Origin of the sequence: Dawidia soli (assembly GCF_018598185.1) — a bacterium.
Classification (GTDB): domain Bacteria; phylum Bacteroidota; class Bacteroidia; order Cytophagales; family Cyclobacteriaceae; genus Ohtaekwangia; species Ohtaekwangia soli.
Genome location: NZ_JAHESC010000021.1, coordinates 1 through 18609, shown reverse-complemented (window position 1 = coordinate 18609; position 18609 = coordinate 1). Strand labels below are relative to the sequence as shown.

The window sequence follows — 18609 nt, the reverse complement described above, 5'->3', positions numbered from 1 at the left end:
TGCTAATGCGGCAGGTTGTCGGGAAAGAAGATCAGGCGGCCGGCAAAGATCACCAGCACAACGCCGAGGATCATATTCATGATCTGTATCACCCGCGGCGTCATCAGCAGGCGCAACCGGTCGGCCAGTTTCGCCTTGATCACATCGGTCAGGAATACGGTGCTCACGATCGAAGCAAAGAAAACGAACACCTGCTGGTTGGAGTGATAGGCCAGCTGGGTAGTGGCTACCCCTACCGTGGCGATCCAGAAGAACAGCACCATCGGACTCAGTCCGTTGATAATAAAACCTTTGGCCACCAGGCTCAGCCAGCCGCGTGAGCGGATATGACCACCCTCGGCGCGAACCAGCTTGCGGCTTTTAATAAGCAGATAGTACAATCCAAAAAGCAGCAGCACAATGCCCCCCGCATAGGAAAGGTAGTGCCGGAACTTCTCTGCTTCCATAAACTGCACCAGGCCCAGGTACGAGAAGAAAATATAGCAGGCGTCGCTGAACGATACCCCTACGGCCACCAGCACACCGCTGCTAAACCCGCGCTCGATACTGGTTTGAATGATAGTAAAAAATACAGGACCGATCAGAAATGCCAGCACGATGCCGGACACGACTCCATTAATGACGATTTCCATTCACCTGGGTTTGGAGGAACATTTTCCAATCATCGAGCTGTGCATTTTTCATCACCCTCGGAAATTTATTCTGCCCTCCTACTTTCCCTTTTGATTCCATCCAGTCGTAAAATGTCTTTACAGGCAAGACATCGACAATGATCTCTTTCAATGCGGCGCTGCGCTCGACGGCATAGTCGTCGTTCAGTTCTTTCAAGTGCAGGTCGATCTTCTCTTTTAAAGCTTTTGTATCCACGTGGTCGTCGGTCCCCACGAACCAGTGGTGCGCAAAGAGCGACCCGTGCGGTATACCCGCCACGGTAAACTCGGGGATCACGATATTAAAATCATCAGACACCAGCTCGATCGCCTTGTTCATGTTGTCTACCGACAAGTGCTCGCCGCACAAGCTCAGGAAGTGTTTGGTGCGGCCGGTAATGACGATCTCGGCTTCTTCCAGCGACGTAAACTTGATCACATCGCCGATCAGGTAACGCCAGGCCCCTGCGCACGAAGACAACAGGATGGCATACTCCTTGCCTTCCTCCACCTCGTCGATCATGAACGTCTCGGCGTCGGGCGAGATCTCGCCGTTCGCATCGAAGTTACGCGCTTCAAACGGCACGAACTCGTAGAAGATCCCGTTGTTCAATACCAGACGCATCGTGCGCCGGTTCGGGAACGCCTGGAACGCCAGAAAACCTTCCGACGCGAGGTATGTCTCGATGTAATAGATCGGACGCTCCAGCAGTTTCTCAAAACCCTTGCGATAGGGGTCGAACGAAACACCGCCGTGCACATATACCATCAGGTTGGGCCATATCTCGTGTATGTTCTGCAACCGGTGATACTTGATGATCTTTTCCATCAGGATCTGGATCCACGCCGGTACCCCCACGATGATGCCGATGTCCCAGTCCTTCGCCTTGCGGGCGATCTCATACAGCTTGGCATCCCAGTCGCGGGTCTTGGCGATCTGTTTGCCCGGTTTGTAAAAATGCTGGAACCAGAAAGGGATCTTCGCGGCTTGAATGCCACTCAGGTCGCCTTCGAAATAGCTGCCCTTGTGGTTCAGGTGCGTGCTGCCCCCGAGCATGAGAATGCCCGACTCGAAGATCGCCGGCGGCAGATCGTATTTCGATAACGTCAGGATCTGCCGGATGCTCGTCTTTTGCATCGCCTTGGTCATATCCTTCGTCACGGGTATGTATTTCGACGAGGCTTCGGACGTGCCCGAGCTCAACGCAAAATATTTCACACGGCCGGGCCAGCATACGTTCTTGACACCTTTCAGCGCCAGCTTCCACCAGTCGCCGTGTATTTTGTTATAGCTATGGATCGGCACGTGTGCCTTGTAGCGCCGGTAAAACTCCTTGTCCCCCTTGCGGAAGCTGTTCAGCGTATCGGCAAAGTTGTAATATTTACCAAACTCGGTCTGGCTGGCGGCGATCAGCAGCTCTTTGAGCTCTTTCTTTTGCAAGTCGAACGGAGACGTATATTCCTGTTCAAGCATTTCCCGAATGCGTATTCCTTTTTTCAGCAAGGTTCCCAGGATCGCCATATTTTTGCTTTAGCTTTGATGGATCTAACGGGCAAAAATAGGCATGAATATCAAGAATAACATCACGAATCTCCGGCAAACTTTACCGCCGGGCTGTCGTTTGGTGGCGGTCAGCAAAACCCAACCCCTGGACAAGATCCAGGAGGCGTACGCTTCCGGACAACGGGACTTTGGCGAGAACCGCGTGCAAGAACTGACCAGCAAGTATGAACAGCTGCCGCAGGACATCACCTGGCACATGATCGGCCACCTGCAAACCAACAAGGTAAAATACATAGCCCCCTTCGTATCGCTTATACACTCCGTAGACAGCCCGCGTCTGCTCGAAGAGATCGATCACCAGGCCGGCAAAACGGGGCGTGTCATCGACTGCCTGTTGCAGCTGCACGTCGCCCAGGAAGAGACCAAGTACGGTCTGACCGAAGAGGAAGCCCGCACACTGATCGCCTCGCCCGCCGTGCGCAACTACCGACATATCCGCATCCAGGGACTCATGGGCATGGGCTCGCTCACCGACAACACCGGGCAGGTACGCCGGGAGTTCCGCTCGCTGAAGGCTTTCTTCGATCGCCTCCAGCAGGAAAACCTGCCTCCCAACACCGCCATGACGATCTTGTCCATGGGCATGAGCAGCGACTATAAAATTGCGATCGAAGAAGGAAGTACCATGATCCGCATTGGCACATCGCTCTTCAAAACAACCTGATGTATCTTTACGCCGGCAACGCGGGCGCTAACCGCCGCGAAGCCGTATACTTTTTACGTTTATCCCTACTGTATATGAACCATCGCACAACGTTACTTGCCGCCGCCCTGCTGGGCGTTGCCGGCGTCAGCCTGGGCGCCTTCGGGGCGCACGCGCTAAAACCCTTTCTGCTCCAGGCCGGCCGCTTCGACACGTTCGAGCTGGCCACGCGCTACCAGTTTTACCATGCACTGGCCCTGCTGGGTGTAGGCATTCTGCAGCTGACCTATCCCGGCAAGAAGCTGCGCCAGGCGGCACTCTTCCTGCTGGTGGGCGTACTGCTCTTCAGCGGCAGCCTGTACATGCTGTGCTTCTCGCAGCTCGGCATGTTCGGCCCCATCACTCCGGTCGGCGGCATCCTGCTCATCACCGGCTGGGTGTTTGTCTTTCTGGCCGTTTACACCCGCGACGGGCAAAACCGCTAAAAACAACAAAGGCTCCCGTCGGGAGCCTTTGTTTTGAATGCTTTTCAGAAACGGCCGCTTATTGAGGCTGTTTCTTTTCCGATACCTGTGCGGTAAAGGAAATCTTCGCTTCATCCGGGTTCGCGGCGTTTGATACAACCGTAACAACCTTGTCCTGGCGGCCGATCTTGCCCGCGCTGTTAAACGCTACGACAATCTCGCCTTTGCCACCCGGTTGGATGGGATCGCGGGGCCAGCCTTTCGGCGTGGTGCAACCGCATGTTACTTGTACGTTTGTAATAAGCAACGGCTCGGTTCCGGTGTTGGTGAACTTAAAGGTTTCTTCCACCTTGTCGCCTTGTACGATCTCGCCGAAATCATGCGTTTTCTTTTCAAACGTGATCACGGGACCGCTTACTTTTTTAGTGCTTGCCTGTTGCGCATAGGCACCGGCGGCAAAGGCCACCATCACTATCAGAAACAGATACTTCTTCATACGCTATTTTTTTTCAAATTTAACGAGTTCATACCAACAATGCTGCCAGAATGATCGAAATTTCTGACTTTCTGCCGCGCATAACCACGCGGTAGCAGAAAACCTTGAGCGAATTGTTATGGACGGAGAAATAGCCCGGGTCTACGGAAACCGGCTACGTGTGCGGGTCTGTGGCCTGTGCTGGCAGGACGACGACCTGCTGGTGGTGCGCCACCGTGCCCTGTCGCCCAACGGCTTCTGGGCTCCGCCCGGGGGCGGCCTCGAAACCGGCGAAACACTGGAAAATGCCCTCGTGCGCGAGTTTCTGGAAGAGACCGGCCTGCACGTGCGCGCCGGCCGTTTCCTCTTCGGTTGCGAGTTCCTGCACCCTCCGCTGCACGCCCTCGAGCTTTTTTTTGAAGCCACCATCACGGGCGGCGTTCTGCAGGCAGGAGACGACCCCGAGCTGCCCCTGCTGACCGACGCGGCTTTCCTGCCCGTGGCAACACTTGCCGCCAAAGCCGAACCGGACGCACACGGCATTTTTCGTCTCGCGTCCACCGCCGCCGAAGTGCGCCAACTGTGTGGTTTTTACAGGATTTAATCGGCGAGCCGCGCGCCCCGACTTGTGATTTCCCCGCTAAAATCTTTATTATTGCAGAGAACCACGCTGTTTGGGCAGGTTTTACCCCTTTGAAAACAGGAAGACATTGCAACCATCCACACTTCACTATAAGCTCATTAAAAAGGTCAGAGACGAGCGTTTCGATGAGGAATATATTCATCAATATCATCTGCTGATCCAACTGGGCACCCGTGACTTTCAGCTCCTGGTGATCGATCCGACCGATAACCGCGCCCTGTTGCTGGAAGACTTTGTCCTCCCCAACCTCACCTCGCACGAGGCACTGCTGCAGCTCCTCGACCAACTCTTCGACTCACACGCGCTGCTCAAGGCGGGGTTCTGGAAAAAGATTAAGATCTCGATCAAGAACCAGAAATTCGTACAAGTACCGCTGGCGTTGTTTGCCGAAGAATCCCTGGAAGATTACCTGAAGTTCAACGCCCACGTCGACCCCGACCGGGAAGACTTTCTGGCAACGCTCAACCCCGCGGCGCAGGCCGTGACCGTCTTCGCCATCAACAAAGATCTGCACCGCTGGCTGCTCAACATGTACCCCAGCAATCCGCCGGAATTCACGCACCAATCGGCCGCCCTCATCGAGGGTACACTCCGGTCGTCACAAGACCGCGCAGATACACCGCTATACATTTACGTAGACCGGTTCAAGCTCCACATCCTCGTCTGCCGCGACGGAAAGCTGCTGTACTACAATCAGTTTGCCATCAAGGAGTTTTCCGACTATATCAAATACATCATGCTGGTCATGAAGTCCCTCAACCTCAACCAGCAGACCAGCCAGGTGATCCTCTGGGGCTACATCGGCAAAAACTCACCGCATTACCACGAGTTCTACAAATATATCAGCAACGTGTGGTTTGGAAGCCGGCCGGCCAACCTGCAGTTCAGCTATATGTTCGACGATATCCAGGACCATCATTTCTTCGATCTTTACAGCGTGCACCTGATGCCGTAATTCCGTTCTTATGAGCAAACGTATTGCGCTTTTCCCGGGCTCTTTCGATCCCTTTACCAAAGGTCACGAAGACATTGTCCTTCGCGGTCTGCAAATGTTCGATGAGATCATCATCGCCATCGGCTACAACAGCCAGAAGAGCAACCGGTATTTCCCGATCGAAAAAATGATCGCCTGCATCGACGAGGCGTTCCGGCACCATTCGAATATCAAGGTACTGACATACTCCGAGCTGACGGCCGAGCTCGCACGCAAGCACGGCGCGCGTTTCCTGCTGCGCGGCCTGCGCAACACCACGGACTTCGAATACGAAAACAGCATTTCGCAGGTGAACCGCAAGCTGTATGAAGAGCTTGAATCGGTGTTCCTCATCACCACGCCGCAGCTGGCATGGATCAGCTCTTCCATCATCCGCGAAGTACACAAGTACGGCGGCGATGTATCGCAGTTCCTTCCCTATAAATTATAATTCTGTTCTGCTGTCGCCCCGCAGATCACCGGGGCGCCGATTTTACCTCGAGCGAGGCATAGTATTGTTCAAAAACGTAGCGGATGGATTTATACGAATGCTCCAGCGCATGGTATACTTCCTTGCTGTTCATCCAGCGCACTTCCTCGATATCCTCATCCATGGCCGGGCGCATACGCGAGTCGTCGACGATGTCCATGACGAACCAACGCGTCTTTTTCAGGTAAGCGTTCTTGTTCATGGTATACGTATGCCACGTGGTGCAGATCTTGGAGCCGAGCTTCACCGATACGTTGCACTCCTCCTCCACTTCGCGCACGGCCGTCGTGCGGTTGCGTTCTCCTTTTTCCTTTTTGCCCTTCGGCAGATCCCACTTTTTCGTGCGGTAGATCATCAGGAACTTCTCTTTTTTCCGGATCAGCCCCCCGGCGGCTTTTACCACTTTAAAGCGGCTGCGCAGGTAATCCTTGATGCCCGGATAGTCGGTCACCGAAAGGACCAGCGAAAGCACGTTGGTCGGGACCTTGGAGTCGAGAAAGCCGATGATCGCGTCAAAGTCGCGGTCGGTCACGTTCTTGATCCATACATGGTGGATCAGGTCGGCTTGCGCCAGGGGTTTGGCGGCAGCATCGACAATGGAGTTGATCCGGCCGGCATCCGGCATTTCGTCGTTTTTGAGTATTCTGACGGGAATGTCGTTAATAAAAATGATCATGGCCGTTTCCTTTTTACACCTTCCATTCAGCGCAAAAGAATAAAATATTCGTAAGGAGACAAGCGGTTGCGGAAAAGATTTTTGGCCGTACCTTCGCGCCCATGCCATCGACCACACTCGTACAAGAGCAGACCGCCGCTTCGGTAGCGTCTATGCTGCTGGAAATCCAGGCCATTAAGCTCAACACCGAAAAACCCTTTACCTGGGCATCGGGGTGGAAATCGCCGATCTATTGTGACAACCGTCTGTCGCTCTCCTTTCCGGCCATCCGCACCGCCATCCGCGACGGCCTTGTACAGGCCATCCGTGCCAACTTTCCCGGCGCCGAATCCGTAGCCGGGGTAGCCACCGCCGGCGTGCCGCAAGGTGCCCTCGTGGCCGATGTGCTGCAACTGCCATTCGTGTATGTGCGTCCCAAACCCAAAGACCACGGCATGGAAAATCTCATTGAAGGGAAAGTGGTCAAAGGCCAACGTGTCGTCGTGATCGAAGACCTGATCTCCACCGGCGGCAGCTCGCTCAAAGCCGTACAAGCCCTCCGCGATGCCGGCTTTGAGGTACTGGGTATGGTGTCCATCTTCACCTACGGGTTTGAAGTGGCCGTACGCAACTTCCAGGATGCCAATGTGCCACTGGTCAGCCTCAGCGACTACAGTAGCCTGATCACCTATGCCTCCTCCCACGATCTCATCTCCGCCGACCAGCTCATCTCCCTGAAGGCCTGGCGCGTAGACCCCGCCAACTGGCGCGCCATTTCCTGAAAACTACAAAGGCTGCTGACACACGGTTGTCACCCCGGGCATGTTATTTGACCTTCGGAATTAAACCCGAAAATCAAGTATCATGGAAACACAGGAAATCGCAAAACGCCTCGTCGACTACTGTCGGAAAGGCGATTGGGACAGCGCCCACAAAGAGCTATACGCCAACAATGCCAAAAGCATCGAGCCTTATGCCACACCTGCTTTTGACCAGGAAACGGTCGGCCTGAAAGCCATCCAGGAGAAGGGCAAAAAGTTTGATGGCATGGTCGACCAGATGCACAAGATCGATGTCTCTGAGCCACTCATCGCGGGCAACACCATTGCCTTTACCCTGGCGATGGATGTCACCATGAAAAACCAGCCGCGCATGACCACCCCTGAATTGTGCGTGTACCAGGTGAAGGATGGAAAGATCGTATCCGAAGAATTCTTTGTATAGTTTCTTCATGGAACAAGAAGCGCTTCCCCCTTCCGCAGATCGGGAAGCGCTTCTGTTTTATCGCAGCCGCGCGAGCCATTCCAGAATATAATCCGCATCCTCCTTCCAGGTAGACTGTCCTAACACAAAGTGATTGCGTCCCGTAAATTCTTTATACTCCGTCACCGACCCGTTTTGCGGATAGCGTTTGAAGTTGCGGTAGTTGAGACGTGCCGGTATGATCCTATCCTCCGAACCCGACGTGAGCAACAACGGTGCATGCGGCTTTTCAAAATCTACTTTTGCCACGCGCGTCAACCCGCCGCGAACCACCGTTTTCGACTCGGGAATAACGTTCTGCTGATACGCCTGCTGTTGCCCGGCCAGCGGCATGCCGTTGACAAAAGCATACTGCCAATCCTTGAATGACATGAAGTACGTCTCGCGCAACGACGTGAACAGCCCGAGCGCCTTCCACCCCGCACGCAAAAAAGAGAGCGCATACGGGATCACACCGAAGGGAGGCACGGAGTGTATCGCGACGCCCGCCGCGGCGAGCCCCCGGTTGACGATCACCTGCGTGATCAGACCGCCCAGCGAATGGCCGATCACGATCGGTCTTTCCTGTAAGCTCTGCACAATCGCGGCATAGTGATCGATCACTTCGCCCAGCGTCAGCGTTGCCAGCTCGAGATCGTGTGGATGTCGCTGCCGCAGCTCATCGGGCGAAGCATCTTTAAAAGGCCACGGTGGGGCCAGGCACATAAAGCCCTTGCTTTCAAAGTGATCTTTCCAGGGGTCCCATCCGAAATGAGAGACAAAAGCACCGGTGATAAAAACAACGGTTCTGGCGTGAGCAAAATTCATAACACGTAGGTTTGCTAGGTTCTGCTAAATGTAAGCAGTTAATCCCTTTCTTTCCTACAGGCTATACCGACAGCAAGATCACCGGTGCATAATTCTTTTTATTCAATCGTTGACAACGATACCGATACCGTATATATCCGGTATCGTATCCGCTCGCTATTTCTCCACGTATTGCTGCAGCAGCTTGCCGATAAGCTCCGTCCATCCACCGGCAAAGCTTTCTTTGGCAAAGTCCGGGTTGGTTTGGGGAAATGTTTCGAGGCCCGCATGTGTCAACTTCACGCGCGTCCGGCCACCCTCTGGAAAAAGCTCGAACGTGACCGTCGAGTACCCCGGGTGGTTCTCGTACGTCCACGTATGCATCAGCTTCTTCTGCGGAATCACTTCCAGGATCTTGCAGCGATGAATATACTGCTCACCTTTATGGCCCTTGCCGGCAAAGGTGAACTCAAACCCTACTACGGGCTTGAACTCGTCTAAGTCGAAATACCATTCCTTCATCTGATCCTTGTCGGTAATGGCCTTCCAGACTTTTTCGACCGGAGCGTTATACGTACGCTCGATCACAAAGGGTTGTGCGGTTTCCATAAGGCACGATGGTTTTGTTCTTCGATCGTGACCCGAATATATAGGAAACTATTCAGTTACGCAAATACCCCACCCTTATCCGCACAGACGCGCGCTGTCCGGCAGGGCATTACGATCGATGGCAATGGACTGCGTGTCGCCGGTGTGGTGTTGTATGGCGGCCAGTAGCCGGCCTATATCGACGGGTTTTTCCAGGTAGCAATCCACCCCCGCGGCCTTCGCGCGCGCCTGACTGTCACTGCCCGAGATCATGATGATCGGTATCCGCCGCCCGCCCGACTTCAACCGCAGGTATTTGCTCACGGCAATGCCGTCGATGACATCCATCGTTTTATCGAGTATAAAAAGATCGGGTTCTTCGTGCAGACCGTCGATAATGGCCGTGGCGCTGGGCAGCCCCAGCACTTCATACCCTTTGTCCTGCAAGACCTTGCATAAGATCGAGAGCATATCCTGGTCGTCGTCGGCAATCAGGATCTTTGTTTTCCGGCTCTTGCCGGCCGGCTCCGGATAGAGGGCCGGTGAGGTTGTTACAGAGAGGTTTCGTTCGCGCATAATCATTTTCGCCGGCGTAACATTGATAAATACCCTGCCATCCGGTCAAACGATCAAAAGACACAGCACGCACGCCCAAAATGGGTAATCTTTGGGACAGAGCTTGCCCGCCGCAGCGGTTAGCGCAACCCCGCCGCTATATACGGCCAGAAAACGATCACCCCCATCACGATGGCCAAGCCCGATGCGACGATCACCGCTCCCGCCGCCAGGTCCTTTACCTTACCCGCCAGCGGATGCCGCTCACGCGTTACGAGATCTACTAAGTTTTCGAGGGATGAATTGACGATCTCCAAACTCAATACAAGCGCCATGTTGAACAATAACACACACCACTCCAGGCGCGTAATCGAAAAATAAAAGCCCGCTGCCAGCACCAGCGACGCCAGGCCGAGCTGAATGCGGAAGTTACGGCCGTCAAAGGCTGCCCGCAGTCCTTGCAGCGCATACTGTACACTTTGTAAGAAGGTCTTCATAATGTCAGTGCTTCATCGATCGCCGGGTGCAGCCATGTATCCTGCGCACCGGCGGCCGGTGTGAAACCCGTATACAGCGGCACGTGCTGCCAGGCAATCTCCAGGTCAAAGTCTTGCTGCGCGGTGCTGTAGGCGATCTTCTTTTCCATCAACCGGGCCGCCAGATATTCCTGTTCCGTCTGGCCGGGTGTGGGAACAAAAATAGCATTCCCGCCCACATGTGCCAGGTCCATCACCGTACTAAAACCACTCCGCGCCAACACACAGCGCGACGCCTCCAGGGCCTCTTGTAAAGCATCGCTGGCCAGGAAGTCGACCACCTCCGCCCGCGTTTCGAGCGGCGCCACCGTCCTTCCACCCGGCAGCCCGCGTACAATCAGTACACGTAGCACACTGCGGTTCACCTGCGCGGTGACCGCCTGCTCCAGCAACGTACGCTGCGGCTCCGGGCCCGAGAATACGCACAGCAAGTCGTATCGTTTTTGCCGGGGCATCGCGGGTGACAATCGCGACAGCGCGCCGATATAGCGATGCGTGCCGCCCGGCGTATGTTCACCACATGCTGCTAGCTTCCCCGCCAGGCTTGCCTCGCCGGGATAATCGGGCAACCAGCAGCGTGTAAAACGTTTCATGCTGCGCCGGTTCATCCGCGCGACCATCGACGCAAGCCAACCGAAACGGCGCGGCATGAGAATGTTACACTGATGCGTAATAAAGATGCAAGGCACCGAAGCCGACCAGCATCCATACCGGTTGTCGGCAATGACCAGGTCTACCGATTGCTCGCGCACGAGGCGTTCCAGCGCAACGTGCTCGCGACGTATCACCGTTAAAAACTTCGGAAGCTGCCGTGCCATGGCCCACACCATCGAAGCGCCTTTCGCAGGATAGCGCGGCTGGTACGCCGGCAGCACCGCATAAAATAAAGAAGGAAATTCCTGCCGCAACAACTGCAGCGAATCGCCGCTGCCCGCCAGCAATATGGTACAACCCCTGGCCTGCAGCGCCCGGAGGATGGGAATACAACGTGTGGCATGCCCCAGCCCCCAATCCAGCGGAGCCACCAGCACACGCTTCATTCGTGCAACGATTTAAAGCGATAACCCTCTCCCGCCAGTTGTTCCAGCACACGTGGCAACGCATACGTCATGTTCTTTTCAGCCTTCAGGCTATCGTGAAAGACCACGATCGAGCCCGGGCGAACCGCCCGCAATGTATTGCGCAGGCAGCGCTCCGCAGGCAGCGACTTGTCATAGTCCACCGACAGGACATCCCACATAATGATGCGATAATCGCGCAGGTGCTGGATCTGGCTGCGGGTAATGCGGCCGTAGGGCGGCCGGAACAAACGCCGCGCGGGTTGTGTATCCGCGGGCGCTGCAATAGCCTCCGCGCAAGCCTGTATGTTCTGCAGGTAGCGATCGGTGGGCGTTTTCCAACCGTTCAGATGATTGAAGGTATGATTGCCTACGGCATGTCCCGCCGTGACCAGGCGTTCATAGACCGATGTATGACGGCGAACATTGTCGCCAATGCAAAAGAATGTAGCCCGGGCCCGGGCCGCCGCCAGCGTCTCCAGCACAAACTCAGTAGGGCCGGGCACGGGGCCGTCGTCAAAGGTGAGGTATATCTCTTTTGTCGCCGTGGGCACACGCCACTCCAGCGAGGGGTATAACATCGGCAGGATAAACGGTGTGCGGTGTATCATGACTACCCCACGCGGCACGACAGGATCGTGATGTCGTCGTGGTATCCTTTATTACCCTTAAACTCGTCCAGCGCTACGATAATGTCTTCGTGGATCTTCTTGAGATCACGCGTGTAGGTATGATCGCTCTGAAAATATTTCAGCAGCGTATCGACGCCGAACTCGCGACCCGCTTCGTTGGTCGTCTCGGTCAGGCCGTCGGTATAGCAGAAGATCAGGAAGTCGTCGATGTCGGTCAGGAACCCTTCGTTCAGGAAGGGAAGCGGGTGCATGGCGCCCAGCACCGTCGACCCGTCTTCCAGCAGGCGAATGCCATGCTGACGATCCCACAGGATCGGCGGGTTGTGCCCGGCGTTGACATACACCATCGTCTTGAGCCGGATGTCATAGATCGCGGCAAAGAACGTGATGAATCTTTCACCCTTGGTGCTTTCCAGTACCTGGTAGTTGAGCGCCTCCACGATGTCGGTCAGGTTGGGCGTCTGCCGCACCAGTGTACGCAGCGATGCCTGAAAGTTCGACATCATCAACGCCGCCGGAATCCCCTTCCCGCTCACATCCGCCACGCAGATCAGGAACTGGTTCTTGTTCATGGGGATGTAGTCGTAGTAGTCACCACCGATGCGGTCGTGCGGCAAATAGCTCGCTTCTACTTTCAACAGGTCGGTGTTGGGCAGCTTCTTGGGGAACAGGAACTGCTGCACGTCTCGTGCGATCTCCAGCTCCTTGCGCAGGGCTTCCTGCTCGAGTTGTTTACGGGCCAGCTTTTTATTTTCGATGGCCACGATAATGATATTGCTCAGCGCCTGGATAAACCGGATGCCGTCTTCGCTTTCATACCGCACGTCGTACTGATCCAGGCCGCCCACAAACACCAGCGCAAGCGTTGTGGTCTTGTGCGCCACGGGCACGATGATATCGAACTCGGTAAACTCGCATTTCTCGAACTCACGCAGGTGCGTAATGTCCTGAATGGTCTTGAACTCCGGCAACAGCTTGATCTTGTGATAGGGATGTTTGGTACCGAAGTGGGCCTTGCATTGCCAGTCTTCGTCGAACACGAACAATGCCAGCTTGGTGATGTTGAGGTTCGACCGGAGGGTGAAGTTGTAGATCTTGTAAAGCGATTCTTCGGGCAGGTTGCTGTTGATGGCCTGCGTAATCTCGAGCAAAGCATTCAGCTCCAGCTCCTTGATCTCAAATTGCTTCCGTATCTCGAGTTCCTCCATAACGTGTTGTACAGGTAAAGGTAAAAAATCCCTTCAGCAATGCCTGTAAAAACTTTACATCTTTCTGCCCTTCCAGTTGTTCGGTAGGACGTTCGACAGCAAGCCTGTGGCCATCACATACAAGGGATACAATACCTGCAACAATAAAAACGCCGGCCAGTGCCAACGTACTCCCACGAACCGGGCTACCGGCCAGAGGAACCATGCATCCGCCAGCGCCTTGCCTGCCAGAAAGATAGCGGCAATACCTTGCAGCGTTCCACCGGCCAGCGCCAACACCAGGCTGATACACGTCGCCACCTGAATGATCCATACATACAGCGCGACCAGCACCGTATACACCGACGTGTTGTGCCGCCACTTGCTTGCCCACCGCAACCGCTGACGCGCAAATGCGCCGAGCGTCCGCGCTGCCCGCGTAGTTACAACTGATTGAGGATGAGTAACAAAGTAAAGCGCTCCGGGATATTGTGCCGCAATCTTGCGCAACAGGAATTCGTCGTCGCCCGAAGCCACGTGAACGTTGTCGGCATAGCCACCCACCTCCTGAAAGGCGTTCTTGCGAAAGGCGAGGTTGGCGCCGTTGCACATCAACGGGAAGCCCAGCGCCATGGCCGCCCCCGCCGAACCGATCAGGCTCAGGAACTCCAGCGACTGCAGGGTGGCAAAAAAAGTATCGGCCTGTATGGCTACACCGCCAAACACCAGTTGTGTATGCGAGTCGGCAAAGCGCGCCGTCAGCGTCTGCAACCAGCCCGGCTGCACCCGACAGTCGGCATCGGTGGTCACAATGATGCTGCCCGTGGCATGCAGAATGCCGGTCGTCAGGGCCGACTTCTTCCCCTCTCCCGCCGCCGGAATGCACCGGAAGCGGCTGTCGGCCTGCGCCACACTGTCGGCAATGGCGGCCGTGGCATCGTCGGAATGATCGTCGACCACAATCACCTCAAAGTTCGTGGCCGTCTGGCGGGTCAGGTCCTGCAGCAGCATTTCCAGGCAGCCCTGCTCGTTGCGGGCGGCAATGACCACCGACACCCGGTGCATCCGCGGCCGGTCGGGACCCGGAGGGATCGAAAACAGCCGCCGCCACCCGAGGCTGAGCCCCAGGATAAAGCTGACATAGCTTCCCGCGAGGAATGCCAGTAGGTAAACCATGATGCAATTTCAATAATTTCCAGATGCTGCCTATCTTGCTCCCGTGGGAAATATTATCACCGACAAGGTCATTTTGGGTGTCGACCCCGGCACTACCGTTATGGGATATGGCCTGGTCGCCGTGCGCCGCCCCAAAGTCGAGCTCATCCAGTTCGGCGTCATCCACCTGAGCAAATACAACGACCACGCCCTCAAGCTCCAGAAGATCTTCGAGCGCGTGTCGGGCCTCATCGACGAATACAACCCCGACGAGGTCGCCCTCGAGGCCCCCTTCTTCGGCAAGAACGTGCAGTCCATGCTCAAGCTCGGCCGTGCGCAGGGCGTTGCGATGGCCGCCGCGTTGTCGCGGTCCATTCCCATTGCCGAATATGCACCCCGCAAGATCAAACAATCGGTGACCGGCAACGGTAATGCGTCCAAAGAGCAAGTCGCTAAAATGCTCATGAGCCTGTTTGCCATCCAGGAACTCCCCAAACTGCTGGACGCCACCGATGCGCTGGCCGTCGCGGTATGCCATCATTTTCAAGCCGGCAAAGCCGAGCTCACCGCCGGAAGCGCCTCGGCCCAACGCCCCCAGACAAAACCACGCCGTGCCGCCAGCTCCTGGGAGTCCTTTCTAAAAGAGAACCCCGACCGAATCAAGCCTGCCTGATCTCAGGCCGGCCGCTTCGCATAGTGTAACGCCAGGGCTATGCCTACGCGGGAATGCTGCGGTATACCGTCAGCAACGTCTCGTTCTCCTTCTCCCAATGATATTTGTTGAAGATCAGCGCCTGACCGCGTTGCCCCATCGCCTCGGCTTCTGCCGGATGCGTGAACAGCCAGACAATGGCATCCGCCACTTCCTGCACATTGAGCGGATCGACGAGGATACCCGCGTCAGCTTCTTTGATAAACGCCGCGGACTCTCCTGCCGACGACGCGATCACCGGCAAGCCCGCCGCCATGAACTCAAACATCTTTACCGGATAGTTCGTTTTATAGCGTTCGATAGGATTGGGAATGATGATCCCGACGCGCGAAGCGAACAACACCTCTACCATCGCATCAAACGAGAGCCACTCCAGAAAGCGTACCGTATACTTCTTCAGCACCTCTTCCTGCAACGACGCCGGGGCAAACTTACCGCCCAGCACAAACTCGAACGATGCACGCGGTGCTGCGAGCCGCGCGCCCTCCAGCATCTCGATCAGCCCCCGCACCTTGCTCAGCGTACCTACCGACGTTAATGCCTGGGGCCGGGTAGCATAGGGCACCGGCACATGCGTACGAAAAGCATGCGCCAGGGGAAAGTTGCGCACCAGGTAAGTCTTACGTTTCGGAAAGTATTGCGCAATGACCGGCTCTGCTACGATGATCGCATCGAACGACCAGCCGCAGATCTTCTCGAGCAGGTAATAGAACATCGCATACGGCCCGCGCAGCCAGCGGGGCAACCAATGCTGATAGCTGATCTGCAGTGGAGTATCTTCGTGCGCATCGTATACCACCTTGCGCCCGAACAATTTAAGGATCAGTCCCACCCCCAGGATGTCGGAGTCGTGGATACAGAACACCGACCGGGCAGGTTGCTTCAGGGCTTTGCCCAGGATGCGCCACGGGCTGACAAAGAGCTTATCGAATCCACCTCCGAGCGGCTTTACCGCATACAGGTGCACGCCGTCTTTTTCGGTGTCCTGCGTGTGCGGCAGGATCATCGACACGGTGTAGCCGGCCTGCACCAGCGACCGCGCTTCTTTTATAAAGATCCGGGTATCAAAAGGAGGATGGCCGTTGGCCAGCATCACGATGGGTCTTTTTTCCTGTTCAGCCGATCTGCTCTTCACAAAGTTTACGTTTGACCGTATTAGGGTTATGATAATGCCGCCTAAGTTTACGAATGGGCTACAAAATGCTTTTCTTTGTTCCAGCCAAAGCAGCCAGGCAAACCCTGCAGCACCGGTTTCCGGCAAAAGTAAAAATACGGGTGCAACATTCCGCACGCGCGTTTAGAGTGGCCGATAAAAACAACGACGTTATGTTCGGATTACTGATCAACTGCCTCACAGCCTTCGGCTGGCGCGGCCTTATCATCTACTGGAAGGTCCGGACCCGCATGACCCGCAGCGTCTCGCTGCCGGGCATTAAACATCCCTTCCGGCTGCGCCCGCAGCGCGCCGACGGCATCTCCTTTCGCGAGATCTTTCTGCGTCGCCTGTACGATCTGCCGCTCCCCAAAACGCTGCAGCCCCAGGTCATCATCGACGGCGGCGCCAACATCGGCCTGACCAGCATCTTCTTTGCCAACCGCTATCCCAACGCCCGCATCATCAGCGTAGAGCCCGACGAGAACAACTTCGCCGTCCTGTCCGACAACGTGCGCCCCTACCCCCGGATCACGCCCGTAAAGAGCGCGATCTGGCATAAAAAAGAGCAGATCCACGTCGTGGACAAAGGCTATGGCGACCGCGGCTTCATGATCGAAAAGAACGCCACCGGCACCGTGCTGGAGGCCCAATCCCTCTCCGACCTGCTCCAAGCCCACAACATCACCCAGATCGACATCCTCAAGCTCGACATCGAAGGCAGCGAAAAAGAGGTCTTCAGCGAAAACTATGACACCTGGCTGCCCTACACCCGCTGCCTCATCATCGAGCTGCACGACCGCATGAAGCACGGCTGTTCCCACGCCGTTTTCAAAGCCCTCCTGGACTACGACTTCTCCCTCACCATCCAGGGCGATAACCTCCTGTTTATCAATGAATCTCCCGTAAGAGCTACGCCCAGCACCCAAAAAGCCCACCTTACAGCGACAATATAGCGACCTTACAGTGACCTTATAGCGACCTTATAGCGATATTCAGCCATACCAAAGCCATACTTGAGCCAGGGATAAGCCATCCCAAAGTTATTCCAATACGATCCCACCCCTGAAGCGCCAGCCAAAAAGAAAAAAGGGCTTGCCAACGCAAGCCCTGCAAAACCATTCAAGCACAAAGCAAGCATTACTCTTTCTTATCCTTCGCGGCACCGTCCTTACCGCCCTTGCCTTCCTTTCCGTCTTTTCCCTTCTTTCCATCTTTTCTGGCCTCCTTCGCATCTTTTTTCTCCTGCTTGAGTGCTTCCCATTTTGTCCACTGCTCGGCTGTCAGGGCACCTTTCAGGTTTGCATCGCGGTCATCGCGTAGCTTCTTCATTTTGGTGTGTTCCTGGCCTTTGGTTAACGAGGTGTCGCGACGCAGAGTGGCCTGATCCTGCTCGTATTGTTCGTAGATGGCCTTCACTTTTGTATACTGTGTATCGTTCAGCGTCAGGTCGGCCTTCAGCTTGTCAGCGTGTTTGGCCGCGGCAGCTTTCGGGTCGCGGGGGCCTTTCTGTCCTTTGTCTTTGCGGTCGCCACCATGTTGGGCGAACACCAGTGTACAGGCCAGCAACCATACAAATGTCATTGCATACTTTTTCATGATCGTCGTGTTTTTGTTTCTGCGAGGATGTAAAGCCAAGTACGGGCCAGAATGCAAAAGCTCCGGGGAATTTCGACATTTCGGCCAAAATGCTATACTGTACCACACTTCCGGCAGACAGAAGGCACAGTTTTTTACCTATTTTTAGTCCCGGTAACGCATCTAAACCCCTGAAACGATATGCCCTTCACTGCCAAAGAGACCGAAATCAATGGAAATAAAGTAAGCTATTTTGACGAGGGGCACAGCGACCTGCCCGTGGTATTCCTGCACGGCTTCCCCTTCGACAAGCACATGTGGGAACCCCAGCTTGAAACCCTTAAAGAATCCTACCGCGTGATCGCCTACGACGTACGGGGCCATGGCAGCTCCGGCGCCGGCACGGCCGAGTTTACGATCTCCCAGTTCGCCAACGATTTTATACTCTTCCTCGACGCTCTGCGTATACCCCAGGCCGTGGTGTGTGGATTGTCCATGGGCGGATATATAGCCCTGCACGCCATCGAAAAAGCCCCCGAACGTTTTGCCGCGCTGATCCTGAGCGACACACAGTGTTTTGCCGATACCGACGCCGCCCGTGAGAAACGCAAGAAAGCCATCGACGCTATACGCGAGAAAGGTCTGGCACCGTATGCCGAAGAGTCCGTTAAAAACCTCTTCGCCCCGGCATCCCATATCGACAGACCGGAAGCCGTCGACCACATCCGGCACACCATCGCCCGCGGGTCTGACGACAACGTCACCAAGACCCTCATGGCCCTGGCCGGCCGCAAGGACACCTGCCACGTGCTGCCCTCCGTCACCTGCCCGGTGTTGATCCTGGTGGGC

Annotated in this window: 24 protein-coding genes; 10 read left to right on the top strand and 14 right to left on the bottom strand. The window is 55.6% G+C overall.

Annotated features, from left to right (window positions below):
• Window positions 1-2: 2 nt before the first annotated feature.
• Entirely contained in the window at window positions 3-632 is a 630-nt protein-coding gene (locus tag KK078_RS15160) for a LysE family translocator (protein WP_254091135.1), read from the bottom strand.
• Window positions 616-2172 carry a GH3 family domain-containing protein gene (locus tag KK078_RS15155; RefSeq protein WP_254091134.1) on the bottom strand — a complete coding sequence of 519 codons (1557 nt, stop codon included), beginning with the start codon at window positions 2170-2172 and terminating at the stop codon, window positions 616-618. The genes KK078_RS15160 and KK078_RS15155 overlap by 17 nt, the downstream gene beginning before the upstream one ends.
• A gap of 43 nt (window positions 2173-2215) precedes the next feature.
• Between KK078_RS15155 and KK078_RS15150 the strand changes: the two genes are divergently transcribed.
• Both KK078_RS15150 and KK078_RS15145 read left to right on the top strand, forming a co-directional pair.
• Window positions 2216-2878: a YggS family pyridoxal phosphate-dependent enzyme gene (locus KK078_RS15150; RefSeq protein WP_254091133.1), complete on the top strand. Its 663-nt coding sequence runs from the start codon at window positions 2216-2218 to the stop codon at window positions 2876-2878.
• A 74-nt stretch (window positions 2879-2952) separates the two neighbouring features.
• Window positions 2953-3342 (top strand): DUF423 domain-containing protein, encoded by a 390-nt coding sequence (locus KK078_RS15145; protein ID WP_254091132.1) that lies wholly within the window; start codon window positions 2953-2955, stop codon window positions 3340-3342.
• A gap of 58 nt (window positions 3343-3400) precedes the next feature.
• Here KK078_RS15145 and KK078_RS15140 read toward each other — a convergent pair whose 3' ends face one another.
• Window positions 3401-3817 carry a DUF1573 domain-containing protein gene (locus KK078_RS15140; RefSeq protein ID WP_254091131.1) on the bottom strand — a complete coding sequence of 139 codons (417 nt, stop codon included), beginning with the start codon at window positions 3815-3817 and terminating at the stop codon, window positions 3401-3403.
• A 118-nt stretch (window positions 3818-3935) separates the two neighbouring features.
• Here KK078_RS15140 and KK078_RS15135 point away from each other — a divergent pair, with 118 nt between their 5' ends.
• The 3 genes from KK078_RS15135 (at window position 3936) to coaD (ending at window position 5863) form a co-directional block, all read left to right on the top strand.
• Window positions 3936-4400, top strand: coding sequence for an NUDIX domain-containing protein (locus KK078_RS15135; protein ID WP_254091130.1), 465 nt, complete (start codon window positions 3936-3938; stop codon window positions 4398-4400).
• 106 nt (window positions 4401-4506) lie between these two features.
• Window positions 4507-5394: a DUF3822 family protein gene (locus tag KK078_RS15130; RefSeq protein WP_254091129.1), complete on the top strand. Its 888-nt coding sequence runs from the start codon at window positions 4507-4509 to the stop codon at window positions 5392-5394.
• A 10-nt stretch (window positions 5395-5404) separates the two neighbouring features.
• Window positions 5405-5863, top strand: a complete 459-nt coding sequence (gene coaD / locus KK078_RS15125; RefSeq protein ID WP_254091128.1) for a pantetheine-phosphate adenylyltransferase — start codon at window positions 5405-5407, stop codon at window positions 5861-5863.
• Between the two features lie 25 nt (window positions 5864-5888).
• Here coaD and KK078_RS15120 read toward each other — a convergent pair whose 3' ends face one another.
• The gene (locus KK078_RS15120) at window positions 5889-6578 is read right to left on the bottom strand and encodes an NUDIX hydrolase (protein ID WP_254091127.1); all 690 of its coding nucleotides are present in this window, start codon (window positions 6576-6578) and stop codon (window positions 5889-5891) included.
• A gap of 101 nt (window positions 6579-6679) precedes the next feature.
• Here KK078_RS15120 and pyrE point away from each other — a divergent pair, with 101 nt between their 5' ends.
• Together pyrE and KK078_RS15110 are read left to right on the top strand one after the other, a co-directional pair.
• Complete coding sequence (gene pyrE / locus KK078_RS15115) at window positions 6680-7339, top strand: orotate phosphoribosyltransferase (RefSeq protein ID WP_254091126.1); 660 nt, start codon at window positions 6680-6682, stop codon at window positions 7337-7339.
• An 82-nt stretch (window positions 7340-7421) separates the two neighbouring features.
• Complete coding sequence (locus KK078_RS15110) at window positions 7422-7781, top strand: nuclear transport factor 2 family protein (RefSeq protein WP_254091125.1); 360 nt, start codon at window positions 7422-7424, stop codon at window positions 7779-7781.
• 57 nt (window positions 7782-7838) lie between these two features.
• On the opposite strand, the gene KK078_RS15105 is transcribed toward KK078_RS15110, so the two are convergent.
• The 8 genes from KK078_RS15105 to KK078_RS15070 all read right to left on the bottom strand — a co-directional run bounded on the left by KK078_RS15105 (window position 7839) and on the right by KK078_RS15070 (window position 14338).
• Window positions 7839-8627 carry an alpha/beta hydrolase gene (locus KK078_RS15105; protein WP_254091124.1) on the bottom strand — a complete coding sequence of 263 codons (789 nt, stop codon included), beginning with the start codon at window positions 8625-8627 and terminating at the stop codon, window positions 7839-7841.
• A gap of 156 nt (window positions 8628-8783) precedes the next feature.
• The gene (locus KK078_RS15100; protein WP_254091123.1) at window positions 8784-9215 is read right to left on the bottom strand and encodes an SRPBCC family protein; all 432 of its coding nucleotides are present in this window, start codon (window positions 9213-9215) and stop codon (window positions 8784-8786) included.
• 75 nt (window positions 9216-9290) lie between these two features.
• Window positions 9291-9770 carry a response regulator gene (locus tag KK078_RS15095; RefSeq protein ID WP_254091122.1) on the bottom strand — a complete coding sequence of 160 codons (480 nt, stop codon included), beginning with the start codon at window positions 9768-9770 and terminating at the stop codon, window positions 9291-9293.
• A gap of 119 nt (window positions 9771-9889) precedes the next feature.
• Window positions 9890-10246, bottom strand: coding sequence for a diacylglycerol kinase family protein (locus KK078_RS15090; protein WP_254091121.1), 357 nt, complete (start codon window positions 10244-10246; stop codon window positions 9890-9892).
• A complete protein-coding gene (locus KK078_RS15085) occupies window positions 10243-11325 on the bottom strand; it encodes a glycosyltransferase (RefSeq protein WP_254091120.1) in 1083 nt (360 codons plus the stop codon). The genes KK078_RS15090 and KK078_RS15085 overlap by 4 nt, the downstream gene beginning before the upstream one ends.
• The gene (locus KK078_RS15080) at window positions 11322-11954 is read right to left on the bottom strand and encodes a polysaccharide deacetylase family protein (protein ID WP_254091119.1); all 633 of its coding nucleotides are present in this window, start codon (window positions 11952-11954) and stop codon (window positions 11322-11324) included. Before KK078_RS15080 ends, KK078_RS15085 begins: the two co-directional genes overlap by 4 nt.
• Window positions 11955-11956: 2 nt before the next feature.
• On the bottom strand, window positions 11957-13183 hold the full coding sequence (locus KK078_RS15075) for a GAF domain-containing SpoIIE family protein phosphatase (RefSeq protein ID WP_254091118.1): 1227 nt from the start codon (window positions 13181-13183) through the stop codon (window positions 11957-11959).
• 54 nt (window positions 13184-13237) lie between these two features.
• The gene (locus KK078_RS15070; RefSeq protein ID WP_254091117.1) at window positions 13238-14338 is read right to left on the bottom strand and encodes a glycosyltransferase; all 1101 of its coding nucleotides are present in this window, start codon (window positions 14336-14338) and stop codon (window positions 13238-13240) included.
• 100 nt (window positions 14339-14438) lie between these two features.
• Here KK078_RS15070 and ruvC point away from each other — a divergent pair, with 100 nt between their 5' ends.
• A complete protein-coding gene (ruvC, locus tag KK078_RS15065; RefSeq protein WP_254091216.1) occupies window positions 14439-14990 on the top strand; it encodes a crossover junction endodeoxyribonuclease RuvC in 552 nt (183 codons plus the stop codon).
• 43 nt (window positions 14991-15033) lie between these two features.
• Here the strand turns inward: ruvC and KK078_RS30670 are convergent, their stop codons facing one another.
• Complete coding sequence (locus tag KK078_RS30670; protein WP_254091116.1) at window positions 15034-16164, bottom strand: glycosyltransferase; 1131 nt, start codon at window positions 16162-16164, stop codon at window positions 15034-15036.
• Between the two features lie 191 nt (window positions 16165-16355).
• Here KK078_RS30670 and KK078_RS15055 point away from each other — a divergent pair, with 191 nt between their 5' ends.
• The gene (locus tag KK078_RS15055) at window positions 16356-17138 is read left to right on the top strand and encodes an FkbM family methyltransferase (RefSeq protein WP_254091115.1); all 783 of its coding nucleotides are present in this window, start codon (window positions 16356-16358) and stop codon (window positions 17136-17138) included.
• Between the two features lie 184 nt (window positions 17139-17322).
• Here KK078_RS15055 and KK078_RS15050 read toward each other — a convergent pair whose 3' ends face one another.
• Complete coding sequence (locus KK078_RS15050; protein ID WP_254091114.1) at window positions 17323-17781, bottom strand: hypothetical protein; 459 nt, start codon at window positions 17779-17781, stop codon at window positions 17323-17325.
• Between the two features lie 180 nt (window positions 17782-17961).
• On the opposite strand from KK078_RS15050, the gene KK078_RS15045 reads away from it, so the two are divergent.
• Window positions 17962-18609, top strand: a 648-nt coding sequence (locus KK078_RS15045) for an alpha/beta fold hydrolase (RefSeq protein WP_254091113.1), incomplete at its 3' end; no start/stop codon positions are given.